Annotated in this window: 18 protein-coding genes; 6 read left to right on the top strand and 12 right to left on the bottom strand. The window is 75.2% G+C overall.

Going from position 1 to position 18,074, the window contains the following annotated elements; all coding sequences use genetic code 11:
* Window positions 1-35: 35 nt before the first annotated feature.
* The 6 genes from ACFWDO_RS13950 to ACFWDO_RS13925 all read right to left on the bottom strand — a co-directional run bounded on the left by ACFWDO_RS13950 (window position 36) and on the right by ACFWDO_RS13925 (window position 6,403).
* Window positions 36-1,361 carry an alkaline phosphatase gene (locus tag ACFWDO_RS13950; RefSeq protein WP_380322643.1) on the bottom strand — a complete coding sequence of 442 codons (1,326 nt, stop codon included), beginning with the start codon at window positions 1,359-1,361 and terminating at the stop codon, window positions 36-38.
* A gap of 157 nt (window positions 1,362-1,518) precedes the next feature.
* Complete coding sequence (gene galK / locus ACFWDO_RS13945; protein WP_380322640.1) at window positions 1,519-2,760, bottom strand: galactokinase; 1,242 nt, start codon at window positions 2,758-2,760, stop codon at window positions 1,519-1,521.
* Window positions 2,761-2,841: 81 nt separating this feature from the next.
* Window positions 2,842-3,996 (bottom strand): P-loop NTPase, encoded by a 1,155-nt coding sequence (locus ACFWDO_RS13940; protein ID WP_380322637.1) that lies wholly within the window; start codon window positions 3,994-3,996, stop codon window positions 2,842-2,844.
* 9 nt (window positions 3,997-4,005) lie between these two features.
* Window positions 4,006-4,569: an AAA family ATPase gene (locus tag ACFWDO_RS13935; protein ID WP_380322635.1), complete on the bottom strand. Its 564-nt coding sequence runs from the start codon at window positions 4,567-4,569 to the stop codon at window positions 4,006-4,008.
* Window positions 4,570-4,632: 63 nt separating this feature from the next.
* A complete protein-coding gene (locus ACFWDO_RS13930; RefSeq protein WP_380322632.1) occupies window positions 4,633-5,139 on the bottom strand; it encodes a DUF1003 domain-containing protein in 507 nt (168 codons plus the stop codon).
* Window positions 5,132-6,403: a magnesium transporter MgtE N-terminal domain-containing protein gene (locus ACFWDO_RS13925; RefSeq protein ID WP_380322629.1), complete on the bottom strand. Its 1,272-nt coding sequence runs from the start codon at window positions 6,401-6,403 to the stop codon at window positions 5,132-5,134. Before ACFWDO_RS13925 ends, ACFWDO_RS13930 begins: the two co-directional genes overlap by 8 nt.
* Window positions 6,404-6,492: 89 nt before the next feature.
* On the opposite strand from ACFWDO_RS13925, the gene ACFWDO_RS13920 reads away from it, so the two are divergent.
* Window positions 6,493-7,278 (top strand): general stress protein, encoded by a 786-nt coding sequence (locus tag ACFWDO_RS13920; RefSeq protein ID WP_380322626.1) that lies wholly within the window; start codon window positions 6,493-6,495, stop codon window positions 7,276-7,278.
* A gap of 107 nt (window positions 7,279-7,385) precedes the next feature.
* On the opposite strand, the gene ACFWDO_RS13915 is transcribed toward ACFWDO_RS13920, so the two are convergent.
* The 3 genes from ACFWDO_RS13915 to ACFWDO_RS13905 form a co-directional block, all read right to left on the bottom strand.
* Window positions 7,386-8,336, bottom strand: a complete 951-nt coding sequence (locus tag ACFWDO_RS13915) for a hypothetical protein (protein ID WP_380322623.1) — start codon at window positions 8,334-8,336, stop codon at window positions 7,386-7,388.
* 134 nt (window positions 8,337-8,470) lie between these two features.
* The gene (locus tag ACFWDO_RS13910) at window positions 8,471-10,018 is read right to left on the bottom strand and encodes an aminopeptidase P family protein (RefSeq protein WP_380322620.1); all 1,548 of its coding nucleotides are present in this window, start codon (window positions 10,016-10,018) and stop codon (window positions 8,471-8,473) included.
* A 19-nt stretch (window positions 10,019-10,037) separates the two neighbouring features.
* Window positions 10,038-10,907: an alpha/beta fold hydrolase gene (locus ACFWDO_RS13905; RefSeq protein ID WP_380322617.1), complete on the bottom strand. Its 870-nt coding sequence runs from the start codon at window positions 10,905-10,907 to the stop codon at window positions 10,038-10,040.
* 176 nt (window positions 10,908-11,083) lie between these two features.
* Between ACFWDO_RS13905 and ACFWDO_RS13900 the strand changes: the two genes are divergently transcribed.
* The 4 genes from ACFWDO_RS13900 to ACFWDO_RS13885 are packed head-to-tail and all read left to right on the top strand — an operon-like array spanning window position 11,084 to window position 14,528.
* Window positions 11,084-11,947: a PHP domain-containing protein gene (locus ACFWDO_RS13900; protein WP_380322614.1), complete on the top strand. Its 864-nt coding sequence runs from the start codon at window positions 11,084-11,086 to the stop codon at window positions 11,945-11,947.
* A gap of 13 nt (window positions 11,948-11,960) precedes the next feature.
* The gene (locus ACFWDO_RS13895) at window positions 11,961-12,605 is read left to right on the top strand and encodes a MarC family protein (RefSeq protein WP_380322611.1); all 645 of its coding nucleotides are present in this window, start codon (window positions 11,961-11,963) and stop codon (window positions 12,603-12,605) included.
* Between the two features lie 28 nt (window positions 12,606-12,633).
* Window positions 12,634-13,341: a FadR/GntR family transcriptional regulator gene (locus ACFWDO_RS13890; protein WP_380322608.1), complete on the top strand. Its 708-nt coding sequence runs from the start codon at window positions 12,634-12,636 to the stop codon at window positions 13,339-13,341.
* Entirely contained in the window at window positions 13,338-14,528 is a 1,191-nt protein-coding gene (locus ACFWDO_RS13885) for a CynX/NimT family MFS transporter (protein ID WP_380322605.1), read from the top strand. Before ACFWDO_RS13890 ends, ACFWDO_RS13885 begins: the two co-directional genes overlap by 4 nt.
* A 108-nt stretch (window positions 14,529-14,636) precedes the next feature.
* On the opposite strand, the gene ACFWDO_RS13880 is transcribed toward ACFWDO_RS13885, so the two are convergent.
* The gene (locus ACFWDO_RS13880) at window positions 14,637-14,936 is read right to left on the bottom strand and encodes a DUF1905 domain-containing protein (RefSeq protein ID WP_380322602.1); all 300 of its coding nucleotides are present in this window, start codon (window positions 14,934-14,936) and stop codon (window positions 14,637-14,639) included.
* 117 nt (window positions 14,937-15,053) lie between these two features.
* The gene (locus ACFWDO_RS13875) at window positions 15,054-16,703 is read right to left on the bottom strand and encodes a DEAD/DEAH box helicase (protein ID WP_380322599.1); all 1,650 of its coding nucleotides are present in this window, start codon (window positions 16,701-16,703) and stop codon (window positions 15,054-15,056) included.
* 324 nt (window positions 16,704-17,027) lie between these two features.
* On the opposite strand from ACFWDO_RS13875, the gene ACFWDO_RS13870 reads away from it, so the two are divergent.
* On the top strand, window positions 17,028-17,690 hold the full coding sequence (locus ACFWDO_RS13870; protein WP_380346995.1) for a ferritin-like fold-containing protein: 663 nt from the start codon (window positions 17,028-17,030) through the stop codon (window positions 17,688-17,690).
* Window positions 17,691-17,734: 44 nt separating this feature from the next.
* On the opposite strand, the gene ACFWDO_RS13865 is transcribed toward ACFWDO_RS13870, so the two are convergent.
* A complete protein-coding gene (locus ACFWDO_RS13865; RefSeq protein ID WP_380322867.1) occupies window positions 17,735-17,959 on the bottom strand; it encodes a DUF3107 domain-containing protein in 225 nt (74 codons plus the stop codon).
* Window positions 17,960-18,074 lie beyond the last annotated feature (115 nt).

Raw genomic sequence — 18,074 nt, 5'->3', positions numbered from 1 at the left:
GTCCGAAACAGGGCCAAAAGCCCACCCACAACGGGTCAGCGGTGGCCGCGGGGGAACATCGCCCGCTGCACGGCGTCGTGCACGTCGGTGTTGAGCTGCGGCCCGGAGAGCCCCTCGGCGCCGGGCCCCTGGGCGGTGATCGGCGTGGCCTCCCCGGTGTGCCCGCCGGTGGTCCAGTCGACGGAGAACTCCAGGTCGGTGCCCGGGACGGGGAACGGCCCGTCCTCGCCGGTCTGGCCCGCGCCGGACTCGTCGTCGGGGTCGACGTTCTCGATCGCGAGGCCGCCCGTGGCGTGGTCGCCGACCACGAGGATCAGCGTGTCCCTGTGCTTCTCCTGGAAGTCCAGGGCGAGGGCGACGGTCTCGTCGAGCGACCGGCCCGCCTGGATGGTGCGCGTGGCGTTGCTCTGGTGGGCGAACTCGTCGATCGCCTCCTCCTCGAGGAACAGGAAGAACCCGTCGCGGTCGCGCTGGAGCACGTCGAGCGCCTTGGCGGCCATGTCGACCAGCGGCACCTCGGGGGAGTAGACGTCGCCCTCGCCCTCGTTCGCCTGCTGGAACATCTCCTCGTTCGCGAACAGGCCGAGCAGGCGGCGCCCGTTCGCGTCGGCGAGGCCCTCGGCGTCGCTCACGTACGTGTACCCGAGCTCCTGGGCGCGCTCGACCAGGTTGCCCTTCGTGCCCTTGCTCTGCTCCTCGGGGTCCTCGGCGGGGTTGTCCGGCCACGCGCCGGGGTCGCCCTCCGGGTACCAGAAGTCCTCGCCGCCGCCCAGCAGGACGTCGGGCTTCGACTCCTCCAGGTACTGCCGCGCGATCTCGCTCTGGTCGTACCGGTCGGTCACGTGCGCGCCGAACGCCGCCGGGCTCGCGTCGGTGATCTGCGCCGTGGAGACGAGGCCGGTGGCCTTGCCGGCCCGGCGCGCGTCCTCGAGCAGGGTGGGCACCCGGTTGCCGTCCGCGTCGACGCCGACGCCGCCGTTGAACGTGCGGACCCCCGTGGCGAACGCCGTCGCGCCCGCGGCGGAGTCGGTCACCGCGTCCTCGAGGTCGGCGGAGTCGGTGGCGGTCCAGCCCGCCTCGTCGAGCGAGTCCATGACGAGGTGGCCGTCCTTGCCCACCGTCGCGACGCGGATCAGCTCGCGGGCGGCCAGCCCCATGCCGTCGCCCTGGAGCACGATGACGTTCCGCGCCCGGTCCTTCCCGTGCCCGCCGCCGTGTCCACCGTGCCGGCCGACCTGCCCGCGGTCGCCGTCCTCGCCCTGGTCCCCGCCGCCGGCGGTCGCGCCGAGCGCGGTCCCGGCGGCGACCAGTGCCGTGAGTGCCGCCGCGCCGACGCGGCGCATCGTGGTGCGTGCTGCCATCGCTCCTCCTCGAACGTCTCCGACGGCGGCGGTCCGCCCGGAGGCTCCGGCGCCGTCGTGCCGGGGTGTCCCGTCCGGGCACCGTAGGCAGGTGCCCGCGTCACCGGCATCCCGGGCCGAGACCAGGGGACACCGCTGAGCGAGGAGGAGCGGGTCGTCAGGCGGTGCGGCCCGCGGGGGCCGACGGCGGCGCGAGCAGGAAGCCGGGTGTGCGCAGCCCGGCGTCGTCGAACGCGCGCTGGACCGCCGCGACGACCGTGTCGACGTCGCCCGCGCGCACGAGCGCGATCGCGGAGCCCCCGAAGCCTCCGCCGGTCATGCGGGCACCCAGCGCGCCGGCGCCGAGCGCGGCGTCCACGACGAGGTCCAGCTCGCGGGCGGAGACCTCGTAGTCGTCCCGCAGCGAGGTGTGGGAGGCGACCATCAGCGGCCCGACCTCGGCGACGCGGCCGTCGGTGACGAGGTCGCGGAAGAGCGCCGTGCGCTCGATCTCCGTGACCACGTGCTGCACGCGCCGGCGCAGCACGCCGTCGGGGTCGTGCGGCTCGAGGGCGGCGAGCGTCTCGTCGAGCCGTCCCGGGTCCACGTCGCGCAGGGTCGCGACGCCGAGCAGCCCGGCCGCGCGCTCGCAGGTGGCGCGCCGCTCGGCGTACTGGCCGTCGACGAGGGCGTGCTCGGCCCGCGTGTCGACGACGAGCAGCGTGAGGCCCGCGGACGCCAGGTCGAAGGGCACCGGCGTCCCCGACTCCAGCGCCGACAGCCCGGGGCGGGAGTCGACGAGCAGGGCGTGCCCGGCCGTGCAGCGCAGCGAGGCCGCCTGGTCCATGCCGCCCGTCGGGGCGCCCGCGATCTCGTTCTCCGCGCGCACGCACGCCTCCACGAGCGTCGCCCGGCCGGCGTCGTCGCCCGCGAGGCCCAGCCCGCCGGTCTCGTCGAGCGCGACGGCGACCGCGCACTCGAGGGCGGCGGACGAGGAGAGCCCCGCGCCGAAGGGCACGCACGAGTCCACGACGGCATCGAAGCCGCGGACGGGGTGGCCCGCCTCGCCGAGCGCCCACGCGACCCCGGCGAGGTACGCGCCCCAGCCGGTCACGGCGCCCGGGGCGACGTCGGCCAGCCGCGTCGACCAGACCTCGCCCGGCGCCTGCGCGGAGCCGAGGCGGACGACGTCGTCGTCCCGGTGCCGCAGCGCCACGTAGGTGCGGTGCGGCAGCGCCGTCGGCAGGGCCAGGCCGCCGTTGTAGTCGGTGTGCTCGCCGATGAGGTTGACGCGGCCGGGGGCCGACCAGACGCCGTCGGGCTCGCCGCCGTCGTCCGCGAAGACGCGCGCGAACAGGTCGCGCACTCGCTTCGCTCCCTCGTCGTCGGACCAGGACTCGAGCCACTCGGGCGCGCTCATCGCAGGACAGCTCCTTCGCAGGCGGTACAGACACAGACGGGGGCGGGCGCCGGCGAGGCGCCCGGGGGAGGGTATCGCGCGTCAGCCCGTGACGGGGCTGAGGTTCAGCCGCATGCCGGCGAGCCCGCGGGACCGCCCGGCCAGCGCCTGGGCCACGTCGCGCAGCACGCGCGCGCCGGCGGAGTCGGGGTCGCTGAGCACCACGGGGGTGCCGTCGTCGCCCGCGGCGCGGACCGCGACGTCCAGCGGCACCTGGCCGAGCAGCGGCACGGTCGTGCCGAGCGTCGCGCCCAGCCGGTCCGCGACCCGCTGCCCACCGCCCGAGCCGAACACCTCGAGGCGCGTCCCGTCCGGCTGCTCCAACCACGACATGTTCTCCACGACGCCCACCACGCCCTGCGACGTCTGCGTGGCGATCGACCCGGCGCGCTCCGCGACCTCCGCCGCTGCGGCCTGCGGCGTCGTCACGACGACGATCTCGCTGCCGGGCAGCAGCTGCGCCACGGAGATGGCGATGTCGCCGGTGCCGGGGGGCAGGTCGAGCAGCAGCACGTCGAGGTCGCCCCAGAACACGTCCGCGAGGAACTGCTCCAGCGCGCGGTGCAGCATCGGCCCGCGCCACACGACCGGCTGCCCCGCGGGCACGAACATCCCGATCGACACGACCTTCACGCCGTGCTCGATGGGCGGCAGCAGCATGGAGTCCACGCGGGTGGGCTGGCGGTCCACGCCGAGCATGCGGGGGATGGAGAAGCCGTAGATGTCGGCGTCGACGACGCCCACGCTGAGCCCGTCGGCCGCCATCGCCGCCGCGAGGTTGGCCGTCACGCTCGACTTGCCCACGCCGCCCTTGCCGGACGCGATCGCGTACACCTTGGTCAGCGAGCCGGGCTGGGCGAACGGGATCACCGGGTCGCCCGCGCCGCCGCGCAGCATGGAGCGCAGGGACTGCCGCTGCTCCGGGGTCATGACGCCGAGCTGCACGTCCACGCCCGTCACGTCGTCGAGCGCCTCGACCGCGGCGGTGACGTCGCGCACCAGCGTGCTCTTCATGGGGCAGCCCGCCACCGTGAGGTCGACGCCCACCGTCACGTGGCCGCCGCCGGCCACGTCGACCGAGCGGACCATGCCGAGGTCGGTGATGGGGCGGCGGATCTCCGGGTCGACCACCGACGTGAGGGCGGTGCGGACGCGGTCGCTCAGCGGTCGGGGGCCGTCGGGGGAGCCGGTGGTCATGCCTCGATCCTAGGCGCGGCGGGCGGCGGCGCCGGTGCGTCGTGGGTCACGACCGAGGGCGGCGGTGACGCGCTGCGCGAGCGCGGCGACGTCCACCGGGCCGCGCGTGTCCACGCGCAGCACGGGGCCGAGGGCGAGGGGAGCGCCGTGCTCGGCCCACCGCGCCCAGTCGGCGGTCAGGTCGCGGCCGTCCGCGTGCACGGGGTGCCGGGAGGGGGCGCGGGCGTCGAACCGTGCGCGCGCGACGTCGGCCGGCACGTCGCACCAGACCTCGACGACGGCGTCCGCGCCCGCCGTGGCCAGGCCGCGCAGCGCGTGGTCCAGGTCCCGGGGGCGGAACCACCACGACTCGACGACGACCCGCGGCAGGGGCGCGGAGGCCAGCCGCCACGCCGCCTCCATCGCCGCGGCGCCGACCAGGCCGCGGGCCTCCGGGCCGACGGCGTCCGCCAGGGCCTCCTTGACGGCGTCCTTGGCCAGGAGGGGAGCGCCGAGCCGGGCCGCGAGCGGGGCGGCGAGCGTCGTCTTGCCCGCGCCGGGCAGCCCGTTCACCAGCACCACCTGCCGCGCCACGCGCCCCCCTGGGGTCCGTCCGATCCACCGCACGCCCGACCCGTGCACCGGGAGACTAGCGGGTCAGGACGACGAGGCGTCCCGCGTGCGCTCCGACTCCTTCTCGTCAAGCTCCTCGAGCAGGTTCCGGATCTCCGACCGGACGAAGTCGCGCGTCGCGACCTCGCCCAGCGCGATCCGCAGCGCCGCCATCTCGCGGGCCAGGTACTCCGTGTCCGCGAGGTTGCGCTCGGAGCGCTGCCGGTCCTGCTCCGCGGTGACGCGGTCGCGGTCGTCCTGCCGGTTCTGCGCCAGCAGGATCAGGGGTGCCGCGTAGCTCGCCTGCAGCGAGAGCATGAGGGTCAGCGCCGTGAACCCGTTCGAGGCGCTGTCGAACCGCAGCCCCTCCGGCCCCCACGAGTTCCACGCCAGCCACACCGCGCAGAACACGGTGAGGTAGATGAGGAACCGCGGCGTGCCGAGGAAGCGGGCGATGCCCTCCGTGGCGCGGCCCACCGCGTCCTGGTCCATCTGCGGGCGCGGGATGAGGGTGCGCCGCGCCTCCTTCGGCTGGTCGAGGCGGTCAGCCACGCGGCACCTCCTCCAGGTTCTCGTCGATGTGCTCGCGCCAGTCGTCCGGGAGGATGTGGTCCAGCACGTCGTCCACGGACACCGCGCCCAGCAGCCGCTTCTCGGCGTCGAGCACGGGCAGCGCGAGCAGGTCGTAGGCCGCCAGCAGGCGCGTCACCCGGCCCACCGGGGCGTCCGGCGTCAGCCACTCCGTGTCCGTGTCCAGCACCGAGCCCACCGACGCGTGCGGGGGCTCGCGCAGCAGCCGCTGGAAGTGCGCGACGCCGAGGAACCGGCCCGTGGGCGTCTCCAGCGGCGGCCGGACCACGAACACCATCGACGCCAGCGCCGGCGGCAGGTCTTGCTTGCGGATCTGCGCGAGGGCCGTCGCGATCGACGTCTCCGGGCCGAGGATCACCGGCTCCGTGGTCATGAGGCCGCCCGCCGTGTCCTCGTCGTAGGACAGCAGCCGGCGCACGTCCTTCGCCTCCTCCGGCTCCATCAGCTCCAGGAGGCGGGTGGCCTGCTCGTCGGGCAGCTCGTTCAGCAGGTCGGCCGCGTCGTCGGGCTGCATCGCCTCGAGCACGTCGGCCGCGCGCCCCGAGTCCAGGCGGGACACGATCGAGACCTGGTCGTCCTCCGGCAGCTCCTCCAGGACGTCGGCCAGCCGCTCGTCGTCCAGCGCGCTCGCCACCTCCAGGCGGCGCGTGTCGCCGAGCTCGTGCAGCACGTCCGCCAGGTCCGCGGGGCGCAGGTCCTCGTACGCCTCCAGCAGCTTGGTGGCGCCCTGCTCCTCGGTGGACCCGGCCAGCCCGGTGACGGCGTCGGCCGGCACGACGAGCGTCTCCCCGCGGCGGCGCAGCGACAGCCCGCGAGAGGGCTGCTTGCGGCGCACGAAGAGCTGGTCCACCAGCCAGTCGCCGGTGCGTTGCCGCGTGATCGACAGGTCCTCGACCGTCGCCTCGCCCGAGCCGTCCGTGAACCGCACCGTGCGGTCCAGCAGCTCGCCCAGCACCAGCGACTCCATCGCCCGCTGCTCGAACCGGCGCATGTTGAGCAGGCCGGTGGAGATCACCTGGCCCGCGTCGATCGCCGTCACGCGGGTCAGCGGGAGGAAGACGCGTCGCCGGCCCGGGACCTCGACGACCAGCCCGACGGCGCGGGGCGCGCCCTTCGCGCGGATCAGCACGACGGCGTCGCGCACCCGCCCCACCTCGTCCCCGATCGGGTCGAAGACCTGGGTGCCGGCGAGCCGTGCCACGAAGACCCTCGTTGCCGCGCTCACGTCGGTCAGCCTACGCGGGGCCGCCCCGTCGGTCCTGGTAGGGGGCACGCGGTGTGGTGCCGGGGCCCCGACTGGGCCAGACTGGGCGAATGAGCTTCAGCCGCCCGAACGCCGTGCCCCGCGTCCCGACCCCGCCGGCCGGTGACGAGGTCGCCGCGTACGACACGTACCTCGAGGCCCAGCAGGCCGTCGACTACCTGTCGGACCACAAGTTCGCCGTCGAGCACGTCACCATCGTCGGCACCGACCTGCGGATGGTCGAGCGGGTCACCGGGCGGCTCACCTACGGCCGGGTCGCGCTCGCGGGCGCGCTCTCCGGCGCCTGGTTCGGCTTCTTCGTCGGCCTGCTCCTGAGCCTCTTCGGCGGTCCGAGCGCGGGTGGCGTGCTGTTCGTCGCCATCGGCCTCGGCGCCGGGTTCGGCCTGCTGTTCTCGGTGCTGTCGTACGCGCTGACGGGTGGACGGCGTGACTTCACGTCGTCGTCGCAGATCGTCGCGTCCACCTACGCCATCCTCTGCGCCACGGAGCACGCCGGCGACGCCCGCGCCATGCTGCTGCAGTCCCCGGGCGGGCTGGGCAAGGCGCGTCGCGGCTCGACCGTGGCGGCCCCGGCCGTGACCGTCCCCGCCTCGCCGACGGCGACCCCGCCGGCCGCCCCCGCCGCCCCGCGCACCCCCGACCCGCGCTGGACCACCCCCAGCGGCGCCCCGCGATACGGCGCCATGCGCCCGGATCAGCCGGCGCAGGCTCCGCAGTCCCCGGAACAGCCGGCCCCGCCCACCCAGGCGGCGGAGCCGCAGGCGACGGAGCAGCCGGACGGCGCGGAGCAGAAGCCGTCGGAGCACGACGACCCGTACCGCCCGCCCCAGCCCTGACCCGCGCAGCCTTGACCTGCCCCGCGCGGATCTGTTCGGCAGCCCCCTGATCTGATCGGCAGGTGGGTCTGCCGATCAGATCAAGGGGCTGCCGAAAAGATCGGAGCTCACGGCGGTGGCGGCAGCAGCGGGTGCCGCCGGAGCGTCCGACGGAGCTCCTCCGGGAACCGCGCGGCCAGGGCTCGCGCGACCTCCCCGAGCCGGGCGTTCCCGACCGCGGTCACCCGCACGGGGTTGACGCCCGTGGCGCGGATGGCGTCGAAACGCTCCTTCTCCCGCAGCAGCTCCTGTGCGGCGTCGTGGCCGGGTCGCACGCCGCCGTCGCGGTACTTCGACAGCCCGTCGAACTCGGCGTACACCGACCAGTCCGGCCACCCCAGGTCGCAGTGGAACACGCCACGCGCGGTGACGACCGGCGCCTGCGTGATCGGCCGGGGCAGCCCGGACCTGAGCGCCACGTACCGGAGCCAGGTCTCCCAGGCGGAGTCGGCGCCGGCGTCCGCATGGTCCAGGACCCACGCGGCACGGCGCGCGCCGTTGCGCCGTCGCGTCGACGCGAGGACGTCGCGGCACTCCTGCAGGTCGACGCCCTGGGCCAGCGCGTCGTCGGCGATCACCAGCCCCTCGAGAGGGTGCATCGACCGCGCGCAGTCCGCCACCGTGCGCGCGAGGGTCGTGACGGGCAGGCCGTCCCGGTCGGCGCGGTGCTCGCCGGGCAGGGCGAGGAGGTGCCGCCTGAGGTCGGCGGCGGCGGCCCCGGAGCGCCGGTACGCCTGGACGACGTGCGTCACGGTGGGGACGCGCCACAGCCGGAGGCCGTGGAGCACGGCGGCCGTCTCGTGGCTGAAGACGTGGTCCGCCTCCAGCTGCCGGTGCGCGGCCGCGGCGAGCGCGCGGGCCCGCCGTCGTGCGGCGTGGAACCGGTGCTCGTCCCAGGGCGGCTCCGTCGGCCGGTAGGCGCCTCGACGGAGCCGCTCGAGCTCACCGTCCCGGCGCGCCTGGTCCAGGACGTGCCGCTGCAGCTCGCCCGCCAGGATCACCGCTTCGTCGTCGAACATGCCGACGAGCGTGCCGCATCGACCCGCCCTCCGGCGGCGCCCTGTGGACGGAGGTCATCTGTTCGGCAGCGGCTGGATCTCTTCGGCGGTCACACCTGCCGAGGAGATCCACCCGCTGCCGAACAGATCGAGGATCAGCCGCGCAGGCGCGCCATCCAGGCCTCGACGTCCTCGGGGCGGCGGGGGAGGGCGGCGGAGAGGTTCTCGTTGCCGTCGGCGGTGACGAGGACGTCGTCCTCGATGCGCACGCCGATGCCGCGGTACTCCTCGGGCACGGCGAGGTCGTCGGCCTTGAAGTACAGGCCCGGCTCGATGGTGAACACCATGCCGGGCTCCAGCACGCCGTCCAGGTAGAGCTCCCGACGCGCCTGGGCGCAGTCGTGCACGTCCAGGCCGAGGTGGTGGCTGGTGCCGTGCACCATCCAACGGCGGTGCTGCTGACCCTCGGGGGAGAGGGAGACCTCGGCGGTGACGCCCTCGGGCAGCAGGCCCCACTCCTCCAGGCGGGCGGCGATGACCTCCATCGCGGCGGCGTGGATGTCGCGGAACTTCGTCCCCGGCTTCGCGACGGCGAACGCGGCGTCGGCGGCGTCGAGCACCGCGGTGTAGATGCGGCGCTGCACGTCGGTGAACTCGCCGTCCACGGGCAGGGTGCGCGTGACGTCGGCGGTGTAGAGGGAGTCGACCTCGACGCCGGCGTCCAGCAGCACGAGCTCGCCGGACCGGACGACGCCGTCGTTGGTGATCCAGTGCAGCGTCGTGGCGTGCTCGCCGGCCGCAGCGATGGTCTCGTAGCCGACGGTGTTGCCCTCGAGGCGGGCGTGCGCGTCGAACGTCGTCTCGATGACGCGCTCGCCGCGGCGGTGCGCCACGGCCTTCGGCAGCGCCGGCACGACCTGCTCGAAGCCCTCGATGGTGCGGGCCACGGCCTCGCGCAGGTGCTCGATCTCCAGGGCGTCCTTGACGAGGCGCAGCTCGGAGGTGGCCTCGACCAGCTGCTCGTCCTCGGACCCGGCCTGGACGCCGGCCTCCTCGCGGATGGCCTCGACGAGCGCCTCGACGTTCTCGTCCGCGCCGGTCACGACGAGCACGCGCACGCCGTCGGCCCCGACGTCCTTGGCGAGCGCGTCGCGCAGCTCGTCGACGTGGCGGGCCTCGACGCCGGTGAGCGTCGTGACGTCGTCCAGCGACGGCCGGGCGCCCACCCAGAACTCGCCGTAGCGGGAGTCGGCGTAGAACTCCTCGGTGTCGCGCGCGGCGAGCGGGCGCACGTACAGCACGGCGTGGTGGTGCGTGCCGTTGCCGCTGCCGTCGGGGTCGCCCTCGCCGTCGGCCACCGGGTGCAGCACGAGCACGGCGTCGGGCTCCTGGTCGGTGCCGAGGCCGGTGAGGTGCGCGAACGCGGAGTGCGGCCGGAACCGGTAGTCGGTGTCGTTGGAGCGCACCTTGAGCGGGCCGGCGGGGACGACGAGCCGCGCGCCGGGGAAGCGCGCGGACAGCTTCGCGCGGCGCTCCGCCGTGTAGGGCACGGCCTCGCCGGGCTCGACGCCGAGGTCGGCGCGCTCGCCCCACTGCGAGGTGATGAACGACTTGAACGCCTCCGAGACGGGGCGCTGGGAACGGTTGCTGCCGCGGTCCTCGGTGCTGGGCGCGGACTCGTCGACGGGGGTGGTGTCGGTCATGGTCCTAGTGTCCCACCGGTCAGGCGCGCGCGAAGTCGTGCAGGGCGCGGGTGAGGACGCGGTTGAAGGCCTCGGGGGCATCGGAGTTCACGTCGTGTCCGGCGTCAGGCACGACGACGAGGGCGCCGCGGTCGGCGGCGGCGACGTGCCGCGACTCCTCGAGCCGCATCCGGTCGCGGGCGCCGTTGACGAACCACACGGGCACGCGCAGGGCGCGGGTGCTGGCCACGGAGGAGCGGCCGGCGAGGTGGGTGAGGGCGTCGGTGACGATGTCCCAGCCGGGGCGCGGCACGCCGCCGGCGTCGCCCAGCAGGGCGGCGATCTCCATGCCGCCGGCGCGCGACGCGCCTCCCGTGATCGCGGCGCGCCAGGCCAGCGAGGCGTCGCGCAGGCCGCGGCGCACGGCCGTGGTGCCGGTGACGGCCAGGTGCGCGACGTCGCGGAAGAGGGCGACGGGCTTGCCCTTCGGGTCCGAGGTGCAGCCCGCGGCGACGACGCCGGCCAGCGACGGGGTGGCGGCGCTGGTCGCCTGGTGCGCGGCCCACGCGAGCGAGGTATACCCGCCGAGCGAGAGCCCGACGACGACGACCGGCGTGCCCGCGCCGAACGACGCGGCGGCCTCGTCCAGGACCTCGAAGGCGCGCGGCATGGAGAACCGCTCGTGGTGGCGCGTGCCGTGGGCGGGCAGGTCGACGGCGACGGCGTCGTGCCCGGCGTCGCGCACGTGCTCCACCTGGCGCTCCCAGATCGCGGACGACGTGCGCATGCCGTGCACGAAGATGATCCCGGCGGTGCCGGGGGTCCGGGCCGGAGGAGCGGACAGGTCGGCCGATGCGGGCAGTGCGGGCAGTGCGGGCGGGGTGGCGACGTCGGCGCTGAGGAGATCCATCGACGACGATCGTGCCGTGCCCGTTCGGGCGAGCGGGGTGCGGCTGCGGCGGGCGGGGTGGAGAGGTTGTGTCGCCTCCTTCACGCGTCGGGGCGGCACGGGAGTGGCCGACGTCGCACCGCGGGAGGTCACGGATCGCGGGTGCGGGCCCGTCCGGCTCCTTAGACTCGGTGATCGTGACGCCGCCCCGGATCGACCTCCACACGCACTCGCGGGCCTCTGACGGCACGGACTCCCCGCGGGGGGTGCTCGAGGCGGCGGCCGCGGCGGGGCTGGACGTCGTCGCGCTGACCGACCACGACACGACCGCCGGGTGGGCCGAGGCCGCCCAGGCCGTGGCCGCGACGGGCGTGGCGCTGGTGCGGGGCACCGAGATCTCCACGCGCGTGCGGACGGAGGCGGGGGGCGTCAGCGTGCACCTGCTGTCGTACCTGCACGACCCGGACGACGCCGTGCTGCGAGCCGAGTGGGACCGCACGCGCACCGACCGGCTCACCCGCGCCCGCCGGATGACGGACCTGCTGGCCGAGGACTTCCCGGTGACCTGGGACGACGTCGTCGCGCAGACGGGCGACGGCGCCACGGTGGGGCGCCCGCACCTCGCGGACGCGCTGGTCGCCGCGGGTGTCGTCGGGTCGCGCGACGAGGCGTTCGCGACCGTCCTGCACCCGGGGGCGCGCTACTACGTGCCGCACTACGCCCCCGACACGACGGACGCCGTGCGGGCGGTGCTCGGCGCCGGAGGCGTGCCCGTGATGGCCCACCCCGCGGCGGGCGCGCGCGGCCGCACGGTGAGCGACGCGACGATCGCCGACCTCGCCGCCGCCGGGCTCGCGGGGCTCGAGGTCGACCACCGGGACCACGACGGCGAGGCGCGCGCCCGGCTGCGCGGCCTGACGACGGAGCTCGGCCTGCTCGCCACGGGCTCCAGCGACTACCACGGCACCGGCAAGCTCAACCGCATCGGGGAGCACACCACCGCTCCCGAGGTGCTCGCAACGATCGAGGAACGAGGTCTGCTGGACGTGATCCGACCATGAACGCGGTGCGACAGTGAGCGCGGTCCTGGACACCGCGTTGTTCACCGAGGTGTTCGTCACCCTGTTCGTCATCATGGACCCGCCCGGCACGGTGCCGGTCTTCCTGGGCCTGACGTCAGCGATGGGCGCGAAGCAGCGCAACCGTGCCGCGCGTCAGGCGATCCTCGTCGCGTTCGGCGTCATCGTCGTCTTCGCGGTGTTCGGCCAGCAGGTGCTGCACTACATGGGCATCTCGCTGCCGGCGCTGCAGGCGTCCGGCGGCCTCCTGCTTCTGTTCGTCGCGATGGAGCTGCTGACCGGCAAGATGGAGGAGCCATCGCCGTCGGGCAACAAGGGCGTCAACGTGGCGATGGTGCCGCTCGGCACGCCGCTGCTGGCCGGGCCGGGAGCGATCGTCGCGACGATGGTCTTCGTCCAGCAGACGCGGGTGTCGGACACCGGCGGCGCGCCGCAGCTGGTCGCCATCGCGGTGGCGATCGTGCTGGTGCACGTGTGCCTGTACCTGTCGATGCGGTTCGCGAACGTCATCCACCGGGTGCTCAAGGACTCCGGCGTGACGCTGGTGACGCGCATCGCCGGCCTGCTCCTGGCCGCGATCGCGGTGCAGGGGATCGCGACGGCGATCACGGAGTTCGTCCGCATGGCTCAGGCCGGCTGAGGCAAACATGGGATGTTAGGCTCTTTCGGTGCCTGAGTCTGACGTCCCCCCGATCTCCCCGCCCCGCAAGGTGTCCGAGCTCGTCGTCGAGCACCTGACCGACCTCGTCGAGCGCGGCGAGTGGCCCGTCGGCTCGCGGATCCCCGCCGAGCCGGAGCTCGTCGCCCGGCTCGGCGTCGGGCGCAACACGGTGCGCGAGGCCGTGCGCGCCCTCGAGCACGCGGGCATCCTCGAGCCGCGCCGCGGCGACGGCACGTACGTGCGCGCCGCCAGCGGGCTCGACGCCGCCATCGGCCGCCGGGCGCGCACCTCCGACGCGCTGCAGGTGCTCGACGTGCGCTCCGTCCTCGAGCGCGGGGCCGCCCGGATCGCGGCGTCGCGGCACGACGACGACGCGCTGGCCGCGCTCCGCGGCGCGCTGGCCGTCCAGGAGGAGGCCGCGCGGGCCGGGGACGAGCAGGCGTTCCGCGCCGCCGACGTCGCGTTCCACGCGGAGCTGGTCCGGTCGGCGGGCAACGCGCTGCTCGCCGAGCTCTACGACGGGATCGACCACGTGCTGGTGCGCACCCTCGCCACGGACGCGCACGGGCGCCACCACCGCGACGTTCCCGGCCACCGCGAGGTGGTGGAGGCCGTCGCCGCCGGGGACGCCGCGGCCGCCGAGCGCGCCGTCGAGACCACCATGGCCGCGGTCCGTGCGCACCTGGTCGAGCCGACGCAGGGGGAGGACGCATGATCCTGCGCCGACCGCTCGGCGCGGGCGCCGTCCTCGCCATCGTCCTGGCCGCGCTCAACCTGCGGCCCGGCGTCGTCGCAGTCTCCCCGCTCCTGGGCGAGATCCTCGCGGAGGAGGGCCTCAGCGCCACCGCCGGCGGCGTCCTCACGACGCTCCCCGTGCTGTGCTTCGGCCTGCTCGCCCCGGTGGCGCCCCTCCTGGCCCGCCGCGTCGGCCTGGAGCGGGCGCTGTTCGGCAGCCTGCTGCTGCTCTGCGCGGGCTTCGCCCTGCGCCTCGTGCCCGGTCTCGGCACCCTGCTGGTGGGCACGCTGGCCGTCGGGTGCGCCATCGGCCTCGGCAACGTGCTGCTCCCGGCGCTGATCAAGCGCGACTTCGCCGACCGCGTGGGGCTCATGACCGGGCTCTACTCGATGGCGCTGTCGGGCGGGGCCGCGCTGGCCGCCGGGCTCACCGTGCCGCTGGCCACCGCCACCGGGATGGACTGGCGGGCGACGCTCGCCTCCTGGGGCCTGCTCGCCGTCGTCGGCGCGGCGGTGTGGGCGCCGCGGGCGCTGCGCGCCGGGAGCCGCGCTGCCGCGCCGCTGCGGCCGGTCGGCGCGACGGCCGCCGACGCCGTGCGGTCCGTCTGGCGCAGCCCGCTCGCCTGGGCGGTGACGGTGCTCATGGGCACGCAGTCGCTGTCGTTCTACGCGGTCAACGCCTGGCTGCCGGAGATCTTCGTCGCGTCCGGCCGGAGCGTCGCCGTGGGCGGCTGGCTCCTCGCGCTGACCAACCTGCTGGGCATCGTCGGGTCGTTCGTCGCGCCGGTGCTCGCCGGTCGCATGCGCCGGCAGCGGGCGATCGGCGTCGTCATCGTCGCGCTCATCACCACGGGCCTGCTGGGCCTGATCCTCGCGCCGGACGCCGCCGTGCTCTGGGTGGTGCTGCTGGGCCTCGGGCAGGGCGGCGGCATCGCGCTGGCGCTCACCCTCATGGCGCTGCGCACCGAGAACGCGACCCGTACCTCGGAGCTGTCGGGCATGGCGCAGAGCGCCGGCTACGTGCTCGCGGCGTGCGGCCCGCTCGGCCTCGGCGTCGCGCACGACGCCACCGGCTCCTGGACGCTGCCCCTGGCGCTGCTCGTCGGGGCGTCGCTCGTGCAGGGCGTGGCCGCCTGGTTCGCGGGGCGGGACGAGATCGTCCGCTGACCTGTCGATGCCCCCGGCCCGTGCCGACCAGGCGGTTGCTCCCGGAATGCGCGCGGATCGCGGCTCATGCCGGCAGCAACCGCCTGGTCGGCGCTCAGGGGGCGGGGCTCAGAGCCCGACGGGCTCCAGGGTGACGCGCACCGTGGAGCCGGGCTCGATGCCCTCGGCCAGGCGCACGGACTTCTTCATCGGCAGGATGTAGCCCTGCTGCTCGTCGCTGGGGAACACCGACGTCGACCAGGTGGTGGCGCCGATCGTCGCGATCACCTTGATCGACCCGAAGCCCCGCGGGGGCAGCGGCAGCTCGGCGAGCGTGTCGGACTCCTCCGGCGGCACCGTGACGAACCACCACGACGAGTCCGTGCGGACCTGCCACCGCCACAGCGGTGCCGAGAACGTCAGACGCATGCCTGCACGGTACGGCCCGCCCCGGACATGCATCGAGCGTGCTGACCTGATCCTCTCCACGGCGTTCTGAGGAACACGTCAGCACGCTCGATGCGTGCCGGTGGTCGGACCCGGAGGTCAGCCCTCCGACGGCGCCTGCGGGGCGGGCGACCCGCCCTCGACCGGGCGGCCGCCGCGGGTGCGGCGACGGTTGCGGGTGCGGCGACGGCGCTGCTCGCCGTCGCGCTGCTCGCCGGCGTCGGACGCCGTGCCCTCGGCGCGCTCGCCGCCGGAGCGCGAGCCCTGGCCGGAGCGCGAGCCCTGGCCGGAGCGCGAGCCGGAGCGCGAACCGCCGTCGCGGGGGCCCCCGTCACGCCCGCCGCGGTGGCCGTCGCGCTGGCCGGACGAGCTGGTGCGCTTGCCCGTCTCGCCGAGGTCCTCGAGCTCCTCGGCGTCCAGGCCGCCGAGCTGCTGCTTGTCCTTCGGCAGCCGGCCCTTCGTGCCCTCGGGGATGCCGAGGTCGGTGAACAGGTGCGGGGAGCTCGAGTACGTCTCGACGGGCTCCGGGAAGCCGAGGTCGAGCGTGCGGTCGATGAGCTGCCAGCGGGGGACGTCGTCCCAGTCGACGAACGTCACCGCGGTGCCCTGCTTGCCCGCGCGGCCGGTGCGGCCGATGCGGTGCAGGTAGGTGCGCTCGTCCTCGGGGCACTGGTAGTTGACGACGTGCGTGACGTCGTCGACGTCGATGCCGCGCGCGGCGACGTCGGTCGCGACGAGGACGTCGATGTGGCCGTGGCGGAACGCGCGCAGCGCCTGCTCGCGGGCGCCCTGGCCGAGGTCGCCGTGGATAGCGCCGGCGGCGAACCCGCGGTCGCGCAGGTCGTCGGAGACCTTTGCGGCCGTGCGCTTGGTGCGCGCGAACACGATGGTGCGGCCGCGGCCCTCGGCCTGCAGCAGGCGGGCGAGCACCTCGACCTTGTCCAGCGCGTGGGCGCGGTAGACCACCTGGCGGGTGTTCTTCACGGTCGCGCCCTCGTCGTCGGGGTCGGCGGCGCGGATGTGCGTCGGCTGCGACATGTAGCGGCGCGCCATCGAGACGACCGGGCCGGGCATCGTCGCGCTGAACAGCATGGTGTGCCGCACGGCCGGCGTGCGGGCGAGGATCTTCTCGACGTCGGGCAGGAAGCCCAGGTCGAGCATCTCGTCGGCCTCGTCGAGCACGACCGTGGCCGCGCGGGTGAGGTTGAGGTGGCCCTGGTTCAGCAGGTCGACCATGCGGCCGGGCGTGCCGACGACGACCTCGACGCCCCTGTTGAGCATCTCGATCTGCGGCTCGTAGGCCCGCCCGCCGTAGATCTGCGCGATGCGGACGGAGCGCTTCTTCGACGCGGTGGCGAGGTCGTTCGCGACCTGGACCGCGAGCTCGCGCGTCGGCGCGACGACGAGCGCCTGCGGCTTGCCGGGGGCCGGCAGCTCGTCGTAGCCGGGCTCGCCCGGCGCGACGACGCGGTGCAGCAGCGGCACACCGAAGCCGAGGGTCTTGCCCGTGCCGGTCTTCGCCTGGCCGATGATGTCGTGCCCCTGCAGGGCGACCGGCAGCGTCATCGCCTGGATGGGGAACGGGTGGGTGATGCCGGACTCGCGCAGGGCCTCCACGATCTCGGGGCGCACCCCGAAGTCGGCGAACGAGACGTCCTGCGCCTGGATGGCGGCGGGGGTGGAGTAGTCGGGCTCGCCGGTGGCGGGAGCCTCGGGGGCCGCGGTGGCGGCGGGGTCGGTCGTGGTCACGGGTACCTTCGTCTGCTCGTCGGCGCGCGCGGACCGAGGGGTTCCCGTGCGGGGCGGGTCCGTCGACGGGCCGCACCGTTCAGGTCACACTCGTCGGGTCGCAAGGAGCGCCGAGGTGGTCGGCAGCCGATCGCGGAAGAACGTCGCTCAGGCTCGGCGGAGATTCCGCCGGGCCGCTGCGGTCGAGTCAGTGCATGAAGACCCATGGCGTGACGACCGGGCAACCGAAGTACGCCTCCATGGTACGCGACCGCGCCCGCCCCCGGCATTGTGCGGCGCGGGACACGCCGGGGCGGACCGCGCGGGCGCACCTATCCTGGGCCGGTGAACGAGCAGCGGAGCGCCCCCGACCCGACCCTCACGACGCTCGTCGGGCTGGCCGGCTATACGGAGCTGGCGGCGTTCGGGCTGCTGGCGAGCCGCTCGGTGGACGCGCCGGACCTCGCCACCCGTCAGACCCTGGCGGCGGCGGCCGGTGAGGCGCTGGGTCGCCAGGAGCGGCTGCTCGCGCTGGTCGACGGCGCCCCCGCGGCGGTCATGGCGCCCTTCGACGGCGCGCTCGCCGACTTCGACGCCCGCACCGCCCCGTCCTCCTGGGCGGAGGGGCTGCTCAAGGGTGTCGTGGGGCTCGGCGTGGCCCAGGACCTGTGCCGCGAGCTCGCCGCGGGGCTGCCGGGCGGGCCCGCCGACTTCGTACGGGCGGTCGGCGACCCGCGCCCCGACGACGCCGCCACCGGCGTGCTCGCCGAGGCGGCGTCGTCGGACGGCGTGCTGGCGGCGCGCCTCGCGCTGTGGGGCCGGCGCGTGGTCGGCGAGGCGCTCGGCCTCGTGCCCGTGCTGCTGGCGGCGCACCCGCAGCTGGCCGCGCTCGCGGCCGACGCGCGGGAGGCGGCGTCCGACGGCGGCGCGTCGCCGCAGGCGTGGTTGGTCTCCCGGCTCACCGCGGAGCACACCCGACGCATGGACCGGATGGGCCTCGCGGCCTGACCGGCTGCGCCGGGGCGGGGACCCGTGGGACCCCGCCCCAGGTGTCAGAGGGCGCCGAAGCCGACCTTGCGCTGCTCCTCGGCGCCGAGCTCCACGTACCCGATGGTCGCGGTGGGCACCAGGATGGTGCGGCCGCGCGAGTCGGTGAGCTCGAGGACGCCGCCGTCGGCGATCGCCGAGCGCACGGCGGCGGTCACGTCCTCCGCTGTCCCGTCGGTCTCGACGACCAGCTCGCGGGCCAGGTTCTGCACACCGATCGTGATCTCCACGTTGTCTCCTTCGCGAGCCGCGCCGGGTCGTGCCGTCGCGTCTGTCGGCCGTCAGTCGTGCCCGGTCACCCGGACGTCCGGATCGATCCTAGTCACGGCGGGGCCAGGAGAAGGC

The organism is Isoptericola sp. NPDC060185 (assembly GCF_042728595.1).
GTDB lineage: Bacteria > Actinomycetota > Actinomycetes > Actinomycetales > Cellulomonadaceae > Isoptericola.
Note: the sequence above shows the minus strand (reverse complement) of the source record. Positions and strands in the feature narration are given on the sequence as shown.

What these genes read in the sequence shown, in the direction of transcription:
- galK (WP_380322640.1), bottom strand. Translation starts at nt 2,760, where the DNA reads ATGAGCGCGCCCGAGTGGCTCGAGTCCTGGTCCGACGACGAGGGAGCG.
- ACFWDO_RS13920 (WP_380322626.1), top strand. Translation starts at nt 6,493, where the DNA reads ATGAGCTTCAGCCGCCCGAACGCCGTGCCCCGCGTCCCGACCCCGCCG.
- ACFWDO_RS13940 (WP_380322637.1), bottom strand. Translation starts at nt 3,996, where the DNA reads ATGACCACCGGCTCCCCCGACGGCCCCCGACCGCTGAGCGACCGCGTC.
- ACFWDO_RS13950 (WP_380322643.1), bottom strand. Translation starts at nt 1,361, where the DNA reads ATGGCAGCACGCACCACGATGCGCCGCGTCGGCGCGGCGGCACTCACG.
- ACFWDO_RS13910 (WP_380322620.1), bottom strand. Translation starts at nt 10,018, where the DNA reads ATGACCGACACCACCCCCGTCGACGAGTCCGCGCCCAGCACCGAGGAC.
- ACFWDO_RS13915 (WP_380322623.1), bottom strand. Translation starts at nt 8,336, where the DNA reads ATGTTCGACGACGAAGCGGTGATCCTGGCGGGCGAGCTGCAGCGGCAC.
- ACFWDO_RS13905 (WP_380322617.1), bottom strand. Translation starts at nt 10,907, where the DNA reads ATGGATCTCCTCAGCGCCGACGTCGCCACCCCGCCCGCACTGCCCGCA.
- ACFWDO_RS13880 (WP_380322602.1), bottom strand. Translation starts at nt 14,936, where the DNA reads ATGCGTCTGACGTTCTCGGCACCGCTGTGGCGGTGGCAGGTCCGCACG.
- ACFWDO_RS13885 (WP_380322605.1), top strand. Translation starts at nt 13,338, where the DNA reads ATGATCCTGCGCCGACCGCTCGGCGCGGGCGCCGTCCTCGCCATCGTC.